The organism is Devosia sp. Leaf420 (assembly GCF_001425445.1).
Lineage (GTDB): Bacteria > Pseudomonadota > Alphaproteobacteria > Rhizobiales > Devosiaceae > Devosia.
Genome location: NZ_LMQU01000013.1, coordinates 135841 through 148999, shown reverse-complemented (window position 1 = coordinate 148999; position 13159 = coordinate 135841). Strand labels below are relative to the sequence as shown.

Annotated in this window: 12 protein-coding genes; 3 read left to right on the top strand and 9 right to left on the bottom strand. The window is 60.4% G+C overall.

Annotation, left to right across the window (positions count from 1 at the left end):
• Window positions 1-162: 162 nt before the first annotated feature.
• The 4 genes from ASG47_RS16600 to ASG47_RS16585 form a co-directional block, all read right to left on the bottom strand.
• Window positions 163-1392 carry an ABC transporter substrate-binding protein gene (locus ASG47_RS16600; protein ID WP_061911075.1) on the bottom strand — a complete coding sequence of 410 codons (1230 nt, stop codon included), beginning with the start codon at window positions 1390-1392 and terminating at the stop codon, window positions 163-165.
• A gap of 71 nt (window positions 1393-1463) precedes the next feature.
• Window positions 1464-2510, bottom strand: coding sequence for a LacI family DNA-binding transcriptional regulator (locus ASG47_RS16595; protein ID WP_061911073.1), 1047 nt, complete (start codon window positions 2508-2510; stop codon window positions 1464-1466).
• A gap of 72 nt (window positions 2511-2582) precedes the next feature.
• On the bottom strand, window positions 2583-3479 hold the full coding sequence (locus ASG47_RS16590) for a sugar phosphate isomerase/epimerase family protein (protein WP_061911608.1): 897 nt from the start codon (window positions 3477-3479) through the stop codon (window positions 2583-2585).
• 11 nt (window positions 3480-3490) lie between these two features.
• The gene (locus ASG47_RS16585; RefSeq protein ID WP_156464146.1) at window positions 3491-4525 is read right to left on the bottom strand and encodes a Gfo/Idh/MocA family protein; all 1035 of its coding nucleotides are present in this window, start codon (window positions 4523-4525) and stop codon (window positions 3491-3493) included.
• Window positions 4526-4669: 144 nt separating this feature from the next.
• On the opposite strand from ASG47_RS16585, the gene ASG47_RS16580 reads away from it, so the two are divergent.
• On the top strand, window positions 4670-5695 hold the full coding sequence (locus tag ASG47_RS16580; RefSeq protein ID WP_061911069.1) for a LacI family DNA-binding transcriptional regulator: 1026 nt from the start codon (window positions 4670-4672) through the stop codon (window positions 5693-5695).
• 6 nt (window positions 5696-5701) lie between these two features.
• On the opposite strand, the gene ASG47_RS16575 is transcribed toward ASG47_RS16580, so the two are convergent.
• On the bottom strand, window positions 5702-6586 hold the full coding sequence (locus ASG47_RS16575; RefSeq protein WP_061911067.1) for an alpha/beta hydrolase family protein: 885 nt from the start codon (window positions 6584-6586) through the stop codon (window positions 5702-5704).
• Complete coding sequence (locus ASG47_RS16570) at window positions 6587-7489, bottom strand: hypothetical protein (protein WP_061911065.1); 903 nt, start codon at window positions 7487-7489, stop codon at window positions 6587-6589.
• A gap of 184 nt (window positions 7490-7673) precedes the next feature.
• Between ASG47_RS16570 and ASG47_RS16565 the strand changes: the two genes are divergently transcribed.
• A complete protein-coding gene (locus ASG47_RS16565) occupies window positions 7674-8801 on the top strand; it encodes an NADH:flavin oxidoreductase/NADH oxidase (protein ID WP_061911063.1) in 1128 nt (375 codons plus the stop codon).
• Between the two features lie 218 nt (window positions 8802-9019).
• Window positions 9020-9445: a hypothetical protein gene (locus ASG47_RS16560; protein WP_061911061.1), complete on the top strand. Its 426-nt coding sequence runs from the start codon at window positions 9020-9022 to the stop codon at window positions 9443-9445.
• 5 nt (window positions 9446-9450) lie between these two features.
• Here the strand turns inward: ASG47_RS16560 and ASG47_RS16555 are convergent, their stop codons facing one another.
• From ASG47_RS16555 to ASG47_RS16545, 3 genes are all read right to left on the bottom strand, one after another.
• Window positions 9451-11370, bottom strand: coding sequence for a potassium transporter Kup (locus tag ASG47_RS16555; protein WP_082461345.1), 1920 nt, complete (start codon window positions 11368-11370; stop codon window positions 9451-9453).
• 176 nt (window positions 11371-11546) lie between these two features.
• On the bottom strand, window positions 11547-12131 hold the full coding sequence (locus ASG47_RS16550) for an NADPH-dependent FMN reductase (RefSeq protein WP_061911058.1): 585 nt from the start codon (window positions 12129-12131) through the stop codon (window positions 11547-11549).
• A 232-nt stretch (window positions 12132-12363) separates the two neighbouring features.
• A complete protein-coding gene (locus ASG47_RS16545; RefSeq protein WP_061911056.1) occupies window positions 12364-13104 on the bottom strand; it encodes a pyridoxine 5'-phosphate synthase in 741 nt (246 codons plus the stop codon).
• Window positions 13105-13159: the final 55 nt, after the last annotated feature.

Sequence of the window (13159 nt, the reverse complement as noted above, 5' to 3'; positions counted from 1 at the left end):
CCACCCCTCCCTTTGCGGGAGCAGTCGGATTGCAAAGCACTTGGGGTGAAGGAGCCTTCTCTTCAGGGAGGACGAGAAAGCCCCCTCACCCCAACCGAATTCGCTGACGCGAATTCGGTGATGCTTCATGTCGACCTCTCCCCTTAGAGAGAGGCGAAGACCTTACTTTCCGAGGATGGTGTCGATCGAAGCCTGAGCCTGATCCAGCGCGTCCTTGGACGACATCTGGCCGGTCAGGGCTGCCTGCATGGCATCATAGATCGCCTTGGAGATCTTCTGCCATTCCGGGTGCGGACCGCGCGGCTGAGCGTACTTCAGCTGTTCCTGGAACACCTTGAGAGCAGCGTCCTTATGCGCATCGCCGCTGGCGGGCAGAGCGATATCGGCGCGGGCTGGAAGGTTACCGAAGTCTTCAAACATCGTGCCGTCCTTGCTCGAGAAGAACTCGAGCGCGCGGAAGGCTTCGTCCGGATGCTTGGTCGTCGACATGATGCCCCAGTCGAAGCCACCGAGAGCCGAAGAGCGATCGCCGCCTTCGGTGATGGTTGGGAGCAATGTCACGCCCCAGTCGAACTTGGCGTCTTCGATCATGCGATCGACTTCCCATGGACCAGAAACGGCCATGGCGGCATTGCCCGAGTTGAATGTACCGGTCGAATCCCACTGACCCAGGCTGAGAACGTCCTTGGAGGCCCATCCATTGTCGATCATCTTCTTCCACAGATCGAGCACCTGGGCCGCGCCCTCGGTGTTCACGTGGTCATAACCGCCACCCGACATCTGGATGATGGGCAGGAACTGGAATGTGCCTTCTTCGCCGGCGCGGGCCGAGAACGTCGCGCCATAGACGCCAGCGGCGCTATCGGTCAGCTTTTCAGCGTCGGCAGCAAATTCATCCCAGGTCTGCGGCGGCTCGGTGATGCCGGCCTTGGCGAAAAGATCCTTGTTGTAGAAGACACCGATCGTGTCGGTATATTTCGGAATGCCGTAGAGCTTGCCGTCCCAGGTGACGGAATTGAGCGGGCCTTCGAAATACTGCGCCTTGCTCAGGATTTCCGAGTTCTTCACGCGATCGGTGATGTCGAGCATCGCCCCGCGCGAGGAGAACATGGCAAAGTCCGGATTGTCGAACGAGACGATATCGGGCGCATTGCCGGTCGCGAAGGCGCGCAGCGTTTCGTTGACCAGCTCATCGAATGGAACGGCGCGATATTCGACGACGATATCTTCATTGGCTTCGTCGAATTCCTTGGACCAGGTGTCGGCGATACCGGGACGATCGACGCCATCGATCGACCAGATCTTCAGCGTGACCTGCGCGAAGGCAGGCGTCGCAAGGCTCATTGCGCCAATGCTGGCGGCAGCCATCAGTGCGGCAAAATGCAGTTTCATGTCGTTCCTCTCCCAAGCGGCACAAGCGCCGCAAATTGCTCCGATTGGGGCCCTCCAGCCCCAGCCAGGCTTTAGTCGACGGTGGCTTCTACCCCTCCGCGTCGATGCGTAACCGCAGCGTTTCCGCCGCAGGATTGTCTGATGACGAGACGGCACGGCAGTTTCCGGATCCCCGGCTCAACTGCCCTCCCCTCCGCCAATTCCAGGACCAGCCGCCCGGCTTCCCGCCCGATGGCTTTCAAGTTCATGTCGACCGACGTCATCGGCGGTCGCGTCTGGCTCGCAACGATGTCCCAGTTGTCGAACCCGACCACGGCGACATCTTCCGGCACGCTGACCCCGCGCTCGCGCAAGGCATCGACGACGCCGCGACCGATCTGGTCATTGCCGCAAAAAATCGCATCCGGCCGCGCGCCTTCAGCGGTCCACAGAAGATCGACGGCCGCATGTCCCCAATGCTCAGACCACTCGCCATGGAGCACGATGCCCTCGCCTCCCAGCGCGTTGCGATAGGCTGCCGCGCGCTCACGCACCGAGGCGAAGGTCTCAGGACCGGTAACGTGGACAATACGTTTTCGACCCAGACGCTTGAGATGCTCGACCGCCTCGGCCGACCCCTGCGCATCGTCTGAAACCAGCGTCACCGACCCCTCATGCCCTTCTGTAAAGGCATAGACCACCGGCACTGGCAGGTTGCTGAGGTCCACCGGCAACCGTCGGTCCACACGCTTGCCCGAGGCGATGATTCCATCCACCTGCTTGTCGAGCATGGCATCGAGATGAAGCTTGCCCAGCGCCGGATCGTCCTCGATCCCGCACAGGAAAACCGACACACCCTGATCAACCAGCGCCTCTGAAATCCCAGCCATAACCGGCAACGTAAATCGGCCATAGCTGTCGTTGGTCAGCAGCCCAATGGTAAAGCTGCGGCGCTGGATCAACCCCCGCGCCATCGCATTGGGCCGAAAGCCCAGTTCTGCCGCAGCGACCTTAACCTTGGCCCGCGTCTCGTCGGTCATGCGGCCCGTATCGTTTAAGGCCTTCGAGGCCGTCGCAACGCTCACGCCGGCGAGGTGTGCGACATCGTAAATGCGAACTCGACCTCCCCCAGCGCTCACGAAACCCTCCCGAGAAACCGTTTTCTCATCCAGAAAAAACGTTTTTCTTGCCTACGTCAAGTTAAGTATGACTTATGCGGCAACAAATTCTCCGCCCCGGCTGGCCTTGAGATAATTGAGCGCATGCACCTGCCCCGTCATCTCGAGATCGCCGCGATAAACCGGGTCATGCCAGCCCTCGATATCGATCGAGCCCTGATAGCCCGCGAGCCGCAATTCCGAGATCACATCGGTCCAGTTGCTATCGCCAAAACCCGGCGTGCGCATGAAGACGAACTTCTCCTTGCCGAAGACGCCATGCTCCTTGATGACCTCCCAGCGGATCGTCGCGTCCTTGCCGTGGATGTGGAAGAATTTGTGCGCCCATTTCCGGATCTGCGGCATGGGGTCGATCAGATAGACCATCTGATGGCATGGCTCCCATTCGAGCCCGATATTGTCGTCCGGCGTCTCGTTGAACATCAACTCCCAGGCATCGGGATTGTGCGCGATGTTCCAGTCGCCGCTCGCCCAATTCCCGTCCATGGCGCAGTTTTCGAAGGCGATCTTCACGCCCTTGTCCGCAGCGCGCTTCGCCAGTTCGCTCCACACTTCCTTGTAGCGCGGCAGGCTATCCGTCAGCACCTTGTTACGAATGCGCCCGGTGAAACCAGCGACGCAGGTCGCGCCAAAATGGTGCGCATTGTCGATGCACTGCTTCCAGCCTTCGAGCGTCTGGCGGTCCATCTCTTGGTCTTCGAGCGGATTACCGAACATGCCGATGGTCGAAATGGTGATGTCGCGACCCCCGATCGCATCGAGACAGCGCTTGCCCAGTTCCGCCAGGTCCTGGCCATTCGTCGTCTGCCAGAAGAACGGCTCAAAGCTCTCAAAGCCGAGGTCGGCAATTTTTGCGATATTCTCCGGCGCCTTCCCCTCCGTGGATTGGATCATGGTGCCGATGCGAATGGATTTGGCGGGGTTGGACACGAACAAAAACCTTAAGCTGAAATCTGAACACGTTGCTTGAGCCGCGCGCTTTCGATGGCCCCAAAGACCATGGCGAGGCTTTTTATGTTGTCGCTGCCGACCGTTTCGGGTGCAGCGCCGGCTTCAATGGCGTCGAGGAAATCGGCAATGACGCTGGCATGCCCCTCGGTCTTCGACGCATCGGGCATGTCGGGAATGTCGAGCGGCTGCAGATCGCGGAAGAAGCCTTCGGTCCCTGCCACCTGGTGCGCTTCGAATATGTCGTAGCCGTCCCAAAGCAGCGTGCCCTTGGTCCCGACGATCCGCCAGGAGGCTTCCCAGCTCGTATTGGCGCCCTCAGCGCTCCAGCTGCCGCGATAGTTGAAGACGATATCGTCCTCGAATTCGAAGATCGCATTGGCCGCCGCGCCATGGGCATACCAGGAGCCCGGCGGATTGACCTCAAGGCAATAGACTGCCTTTGGCGCCGTGCCAGCCATGAACCGCGCCGCGTCGAGCGTGTGGATCGCCATGTCGAGTAGTAGCACGTTTTCCATCTGCTCGCGGAAACCGCCGAAATGTGCACCGACGAAGAAATCGCAATTGATCGAGGTCAACTGCCCCAGCGCGCCGCTCTCGATCACCTGCCGAATGCGCCGCACGCCCGGTACATAGCGCCGGTTCTGCACCACGGCATGGATTTTCCCGGCTGCATTGGCTTCAGCCACCATCTGCCGCGCAGCATCGAGCGTCGGCGCCATCGGCTTTTCCGTCAGCACATGACAACCATGGCGCAACCCGGTCGCAACAAGTGCAGGCCGCGCATTGGGCACGACGACATCGAACAGAAGATCGGGCTTGGTCTCGGCGAGAACCGTATCGAGATCGCTACCGATCACCACGTCCGAAAGAGAAAATTCCGCAGCCCGCGCCTCGGCCACCTTCGGGTCGAGATCCACGAGGCCGACAATGCGCACCCGCCCCTTGAGCAAAGGGTGCTCGGTCAGGGCGTTGAGCCAGCCTTTGGACATGGCTCCGCAACCCGCAAGAACGGCAGTAAACTGCAAAGATCCTCTCCCCTGCAACAGTCGGCGGGCCTCTTATGGGCGTCCTGCACGCGTTGCCGTAAACGTTTACGACGCTACAATCGGGAGCGATTTCATGTCAAGACATCGCCGTAAACGTTTCTGGAAATTTCTTGGGGGGGCCAAGTGAAGGGCATCAGACGGCTCGCGCAAGAACTCGACATTTCGATCGGCACCGTCTCTCGCGCCCTCAACGGCCGAGCCGATGTTAGCGCGGAGACCCGACAGCGCGTTCTCGAAGCCGCCGCCGCCATGGGCTATGTGCCTAATCAGGCAGGCCGCAGCCTACGCCAGGGCAACACCAACGCCATCGGATTCATGATCGAGCTTGGCGCCGATGTGAATGGCGGCAATGACAACTTCTTCATGGGCGTTTTCGATGGCGTGCAGTCCGTGCTCGCCCGCCACCATCTCGATCTTATCGTCCTGCCCTGCCCCACGGGCGAAGACCCTGCGGTCTATCTCCAGCGCATGATGGCGCGGCGCCTGGTCGATGGTCTCATCATCTCGGCAACGCACCGCAAGGACACGCGCATTGATATGCTGACCAAGATGCGCATCCCTTTCATCACCCTGGGGCGCTCCAACACCCCGGGCGATTATCCCTGGATCGACCTTGATTTCGATGGCGCCGCCCGCCGCGCCATCGATCGGTTGGTCTCGGCCGGCCATAGCCGCATCGCCGTGGCCGTGCCCAGCAATGACATCAATCTCGGCTTCATCTTCCTTGATGGCTATAAGGCCGCGCTGGCCCGCCACGGCATCGCCTTCGACCCGTCCATGGTCTTCCGTGTGCCGTCATCAGAGCTTGGCGGGTATCAACTCGGCCACGAGCTCTTGGCCATGAAGGACCGCCCCAGCGCCGTCATCCTCAATTATGAATTGCTGGCGCTCGGCCTCTATCGCCAACTTGGAGAAGCTGGCCTGCAAGCCGGGCGAGATCTCGCAGTGATCGGTTTCCGCGAAAATCCCGTCTCTCGCTACATGTCCCCCCGCCTCACCTGCTTCCGCCTGTCCCTTACTGGCCTCGGCGCTGCTATCGGTGAGGCGCTGCTAGCCACGATGCCGGCCTATGCGGAGGCTTATCCCCTGGGCCGAACACAGAGGATTTGGCCGATGGAATTGGTGCCGGGCGAGAGTGACGGCGCCTAGAGAGGCTTACCCCAGCCACTTCCCAAAAAACGCCAGCACCGCCTCCCGCATGCGCGGCGTTTCCTGATGCCCGATACCCGGCTCACTCACAAGCTCCAGTTTTCCCGGCGCTCCGGCATAAGCCGGCTGCAATTCTGCCCCGGCCCGCTGCACGGCCAGCGGCGGGCTCAAATGATCGGCCTCGCCAACGCAGATCAATTGCGGCCGCGGTGCGATCAGGGCCGCAATCGTCCCGCCATCGGCCTCGCGCAACAGGCCCGGCACGGTCAGATAAATCCCGTGCCCGTCATGCGCGCCGAGTTCGATCATGGTTCGGAAATCGGCAAAGCAGCAGAGATGTGCGACGGCGGCGATCCGATCATCGATCGCGGCAAGCCAATAGCTCAACACGCACCCCATCGAGAGCCCGAATGCCCCGATGCGCTTGGCGTCGACATCGTCGCGTCCTGCAAGATAAGTCAGCGCCGCTGCGTGATCAGACAACATTTCACCGAACAGCGATTTGCCGTGCCAAAGCAACGCCTTGGCCGCAGCGCTTTCGCTCACCGTGGCCCGCTCGCCAAAGATCGGCATATCGATGCAGAGCGTTACATAGCCGGCGCGCGCAAAAACCGGCCCCAGCGGCCCCACCAGATATTCGCGCCCATCGAGCAATTCACGCGCGCCGATCGCATAGCCGCCGCCATGCGAATGGCCATAAAGGATTGCTGGCAGTGTCCCATCGACCACGGTAGGCCGCGTCAGAATTCCACGCACATCCTGCCCGCAGATCTGCAGGCGTAAATATTCGACGACATAATCGCCGTAGTCTTCGATCTGCCGATCGGTTTCGACAGCCGACCGTTGCTCGAAACCTAGAAGCGCGCGAAATCTCTCAGCGGTAAACGTCATCTATGCTTTGCCTTTTGTAGGCCGGTCGCCGACCCAATGGTTGAAACGCGCGAGGGCAAGACCGAAAACGATCAGCAGCAGCCCGCCGCCAAGGATCGACAGAGGTTGCGCGCCGAGGAAGGTGAACCACTGCGTGAAGAAGTGGACGGCGCCGAAAACGGCGACGCTATTGACGACCCAGCGCCGGTTTGCTGCAACGGCCCAGGCGCCAAATGCGAGCAGAGCCAGCGCCCAGACGATTGAAAACCACGTCGAACTGATGCCGGCGCTATCGTCGCCAAAGAGAGAACCGAGGAGAAAGGCCCCGTTGACCAGCACAATCGCCACGCGCATGGCGACGATCGCCAGACCTTCTTCTGCGGGCCGCAGGCGCAGCGAAATCATATAAAGGGCAAGGATCAGTGCGCACAAACCGACGATGACGGTGACCATCATGTGGTTTGGCGGCCAGGACACATCGTTGAAGACGAGAACAGTTGCAAAGCCGAGCACCGCAAACGCAGCCAGAAGGCCGGATCGCGCAACGATTGACGCGGCGGCCAATCCAAGCGTCAGCGCCACGCGCACGAGCGGATTGTCGCCATAGAGGCCGCCGACGCCGCTGCACAATGCCAGAGCGCCAATCGTCATGATGATTTGCGCGAAGAGCTGCATCCGCGGCAAGGCGCGCAGCCGCACGACGAGGCCAGTCGTAAAAAGCACAGCGCCGAGCGCGACCAAAGTCTCGAGCGTCGGGAGCAATGCCCCGATGCCACCGCAAACCGCAATGGCGCCGAGCGCGAAGAGAATATTGGCGCCGAGGGCGCCAGTATCGGCTGCAGCAAACCCTTTGAGACGTTCGGCTTCCTCGGGCGAGATTTTGCCTGCCGCGACAAGCGCATCGAGGTCTAGCGTAATCTTCATCGCCCTCTCCCAGTGCGCCGTTCAACGTTAGTGTAACGCTGCGATTCTGCCCATGCCAGAGCTGCTTAACACGCACCCCTGCAATGCCGGCCAACGAATATGTTCATCGGCACTTGCCGATAGAGCGAACGAAGTGCATCTATCCAGCGATGCCGTTTCCGGCGACGCGTTTCGAGAGAATTTCATGACCGAACTATTTTCCCCCATCACCCTGCGCGACCTGACGCTGCGCAACCGGACGGTTGTCGCCCCCATGTGCCAATATTCCGCTATCGATGGTTTCGCCAATGATTGGCACTTCGCCCATCTCGCCCGCTTCGGCATCGGCGGCTTTGGGCTCGTTATTTTCGAGGCGACTGGGGTCGTTGCAGAAGGCCGTATTTCCTACGCCGACCTGGGCCTGTGGAAAGACGACCATATCGCCCCCCTCGCCCGTATCGTTGATTTCCTCCACACGCAGGGCTCGGCCGCGGGCATTCAGCTTGCCCATGCCGGCCGCAAGGCTTCGACCCCCGTTTCCTGGCGCGGTCCGGAAGAGCTGCAGACCGAGGAGCAGAAGAAGGGGGCCGGTTACGAACACTGGCAGCCTGTTGCGCCGAGCGCAGAATCGGCCAACCCCGCCGATCCGAGCTTTCAGGTCCCGACAGAACTCGATAAGGCTGGCATCCAGCATGTGATTGATGGGTTCGTCGCCGCGACGCTTCGCGCCGAAAAGGCGGGCTTCGACACGGTCGAAATCCACGCCGCCCATGGTTACCTCCTCAACCAGTTCCTCTCGCCGCTCGCCAACCATCGGACCGACGAATATGGCGGCAGCCGAGAGAACCGCATGCGCTTGGTGCTTGAGGTCACCGAGGCTGTGCGCGCCGCTTGGCCGGCCCACAAGCCGCTCCTCGCGCGCATCTCGGTCAGCGACAATGCCGAAGGCGGTTGGACGGTCGAGGACAGCGTCGTGCTCTCGCGCGAACTTAAGGCACGCGGCGTCGATGGCATCGATTGTTCGAGCGGCGGGTTTGCGCAGGGCCGTATCGCCTCGGCGCCCGGCTATCAGGTCGATTTCGCCCGGGCGGTCAAGCAAGGCGCCGATATCCCCACTATGGCCGTCGGTCTTCTTGGCGATGTGCATGAAGCCGAAGCGATCATCCAGCGCGGCGACGCCGATTTCATCGCCCTTGCACGTGGCGCAATGAACGACCCCAATTGGCCCGTCCACGCCCAGCGCGAACTGGGCAGCGTCGACTATTCGCTCTGGCCGGTCCAAACGCAACGCGTTTCCGATCACGACCGCATCCTCGGCCTACAACGCGCCTAACAATCTCAGGCCCGGCACAACCTCTCGTCCGGCCTGAAACAAAATAAGCCCATCCGACCGTGAGGTTAGATGGGCTTTCGTTTATCTCACCGCCAATAGCTATCTCGTCCGGCCGCCCCCAAAAATCCTCTCAGCCATCGAAATTTCGCCGCAAGGCGGGAACAGCCTTGTACCTGTCATTTGAGGTGACCATCTTGGCTGCATAAAGGGAGAAGTGCATGGATACCAAGGCAGCAATCATTGCCCTGCTCACCGTCTGGGGCGTCGGCGCCGCGGGGTGCATTCCGGCAGCAGCAGAAGACACTGCGATCGATGGCGACGTCGATACTGACAGCGACAACCCATTGCTCAACAAAGTCTGGATACAGCAGGGTGATACCGCTAGCCCCGGTGCGGCGCAGATCTTTCTCGCCGACGGCACGCTAGTCACCGATAGCTGCTGGGAGACTTACCGCCTCTCCAAATGGCAGCAGGTTTCTGACACAGCCATTTCCTGGGACGAAGATGGCATGACCATCAATGCGGACATTGTCAGCGTGTCGCCGAGCGAACTTGTCCTCAACCTGCATCTGGTAAGCGAGAATGTCGAACAGCGCTTCGTGCTGGCCGACGTTCCCTATGTCTGCCCTGACATGCCGAAATAAGCGGACTAAATCACCACCTGAGTGCCGATCTCGACAACTCGCCCCGTCGGAATATGGAAATATTCCGTCGCGTCGCTGGCGTTGCGTGCCAGGCGAACGAAGAGGCGATCCTGCCAGAAGCGCAGCATACCGCTCTTGTTGCCGACCTTGAGCGACCGGCGTGACAGGAAGAACGAGGTCGACATGATATCGAACTTCCAGCCTAGTTTGCGGGCGAGCGCCAAGGCCTTGGGAATGTTCGGCGTTTCCATATAGCCGAAGGTCACGACGACACGGAAGAACAGCTCGTTGTAGGCGTCGATCGTCACCTTCTCATCATCTGGCACACGCGGAGAGGCCGAGGTCTTGACCGTCAGGATGACGTTCTGCTCGTGCAACACCTTGTAGTGCTTGAGAGAGTGCAAGAGCGCCGTCGGCGCGCCTTCGATATCGCTGGTGAGGAAGATCGCGGTCCCGGGCACCGTGGTCGGTTTCTTCTTGGCCAGATTGTTGACTAGAAACTCCAGCGGAACTTCGTCGCGCCGCGTCTTGTCCGCCAGGCGCTTCCGTCCGGCCATCCAGCTCCACATCAGGAGTGCGACCCCGAGTGCAACTGCCGCCGGCACCCAGCCGCCTTGGAAAAGCTTGGACACGTTCGCGGCGAAGAAGCCGCCATCGATGCACAGATAGACGGCACCGAAGAGGACGACGACAATGGGGTTCCATTTCCAGTTGCGCCACATGACGACAACGAGAAGCAGCAGCGTCACGATCATCACGCCGGAAACGGCGATACCGTAAGCATTTGAAAGGGCTTCAGAACTTCTGAACGCCGCCACTAGCACCAGCACGCCGATCATCAGCATCGAATTGATCTGCGGCATGTAAATCTGGCCGCTCTGCGTCGCCGAGGTGTGATGCACGACCATGCGCGGCAGCATATTGAGGGCGATGGCCTGCTGCGTAAGGCTATAGGTGCCGGTGATTACCGCCTGGCTCGCAATGATCGTCGCGAGGGTAGCGAGGCCGACGAAGGGCAAAAGGCCCCACTCCGGGATCATTTCGAAAAACGGGCTCGCGACGTTATCGACGCCATGGCCGATGACGTAGGCGCCCTGGCCAAAATAGTTGAGCAGCAGACAGGGAAAGACGAGGCCGAACCAGGCGAGGACGATGGGCTTGCGGCCAAAATGACCGAGGTCGACATAGAGCGCTTCGGCGCCGGTCACGGCAAGGAAGATGGCACCAACGACGACGAAAGCGATGCCGATATGGGTGGTCAGAAACTGCAGGCCGAGCAGCGGGTTAAGCGCCTGGAGCACATCGGGGTGTTGGAAAATGTTGACCAAACCGGCGATGCCGAGCGTCAAGAACCAGACCATGGTGACCGGGCCGAAAACGATCGAGACCTTGGCCGTGCCGAACCTCTGGACGGCAAAAATGCCAAGGATGATCACAAGGGTGATCGGTACGACCCAGCGGGTCATGCCCGGCTGAACCAGTTCGATACCTTCCACGGCCGAAAGGACTGAAATTGCTGGCGTAATGATAGCGTCGCCAAAGAAAAGCGCCGCGCCGAGGACGCCGAGTGTCGTGATCCAGATCGGCGGATTGGTAAATGTTTTGCGCGCAAGCGCCATCAGCGACAGCGTACCGCCTTCGCCATTATTATCGGCGCGGGTCACGAAGAACACGTATTTGACGGCCACCGTCAGGGTCAGCGCCCAGACGATCAGCGAGAGAAGGCCCAGCACTTCGATGTTCGACGCTGCGGCTCCGGGCCTGACCTGCATGGCCTGACGAAAGGCGTAGATCGGGCTGGTACCAATGTCCCCATAGACGACGCCGATGGCGCCAAGGGTGAGAATGGGGAGATTATTGTGTGAGTGCCCGGCGTCACCGGTCGCTGCCACACCGGCATGACCGGTCGAATCCACTTGCGTCATGAGCTTTTGGGCTCTCGCTGTTAAGGGCGGGCGCCGCTATACACCCGCCCATTCCCACACACAACACCATTAGAGTTACAGAACTACAAAGGCATGCAGGGGTTGCACCTTTCGGCACAACCCCTGCAAGGCAAACGAGACTTGGAGGTCTTCGTTATTCCGGTTGGCGCTGCGGCTTAGCCGCGAGCAGCCTTGGCTGCATTGCCCCACCAGATAAGCTGGTCGAGCATGTCCTTGGTCGAAGCGCCGATCGACGGCTCGATGTCGGACATTGGCTTGTTCTGCTGACCAAGCGGGTGCACGGCAAAGAAGTCACCGCCGGCAATGTGAACGGCCGAGCGGGTCGAAACCATCTGGAGTTCGATACCGATGGTGCGGAGGTTTTCGATGGCGCGAGCAGCACCGACAGTGCCATAGCCGACTGCACCGAAAGCCTTCCTGTTCCACTCGACATAGGCCTGGTCGAGAGCATTCTTCAGCGCGCCGGTGACAGCGCGGTTGTATTCAGCAACGACGAAGATGAAGCCGTCGAATTCGCCGATCTTCTTCTGCCAGCGAACAGCTTCCGGGTTCTGCGACGGCATCCAGGCATTGGAGGCCATTTCGTCGAAGAACGGCAGGTCGAAATCGCGGAGGTCAACGATCTCGGCTTCGATTTCGGGGCGCTCGTTCGCCTTTTCGAGGATCCACTTGGCGGGGACATCGCCGAAACGGGTGGGACGGGTGGACGAGATGATGACGCCGATCTTGAGCTTGGACATTTGATGCCCTCCTTGGTCACAAAAGGTAACTGAGGCGATATATGTGCCTGAGAGTATTTTCCTCAAGAGGGCACCGACGTGTGATCCAGGGTCACACCATTGCCTAAGGCACATTCATGTAAGTATTGGATCTGGCTGATGTTTAGCGATTGTCAGGCGGAGTTGTGACGCGGCGCCTTGGCTCCGTCGTCCAGGCGGCGACGAAGCGTTCGCAGAGCCGAAACAATGAGGGTCAGGCTAGAACCTCGATATACCGCCTGGTCGCTGCATCGAACCCCATCAGCAAAGCATCGGCGGTAATGCCGTGGCCGATGGATGCCTCGGCAACGCCGACAACGGCGAGTTGAAAGGCTGGCAAGTTGGCAAGCGTGAGGTCGTGGCCAGCATTGACTCCAAGGCCGGCGTCGAGAGCGGCCTGGCAGGTTATGGCCAGGGCTTCGAGTTCGACCAGTGCCTGTTCAGGATCGGCATAACAGGCACCATAGGGGCCGGTGAACAATTCGATCCGGTCTGCACCTGTGGCTTTTGCAGCCGCCACCCCTTCCCTTCCGGCATCGGGATCGCAGAAGAGGGAAATACGCCGATCGGGCCGCCGCATCTGCTGGACGACAGACGTCAGAAAATTGTTCTTGCCGACAAAATCCCACCCGTGATCGGAAGTCGCTTGAGCCGGATCGTCCGGGACCAGCGTCACCTGGTGCGGATTGACGTCCTCGATCAGTTCGAGGAAGTCATCGCTGGGATATCCCTCGATGTTGAATTCTGCGTCTGGATAGTCCTGCCGCAGCAGAGTGCTGAGGTCGTAAACGTCGGTGCGACGGATATGCCGCTCATCTGGCCGGGGATGGATGGTGATGCCGCTCGCGCCCGCATCGAGAACCACGCGCGCAATGCCGGTGACGCTGGGCCACGGCAAATCGCGGCGATTGCGCAATTGTGCGACGGCGTTGAGATTGACGGACAGAAGAGTCATGGCACGGCCCCGAGTGATTGCCCCTGCCTTACACCAAGCAGAGCGAGCCGCCCAA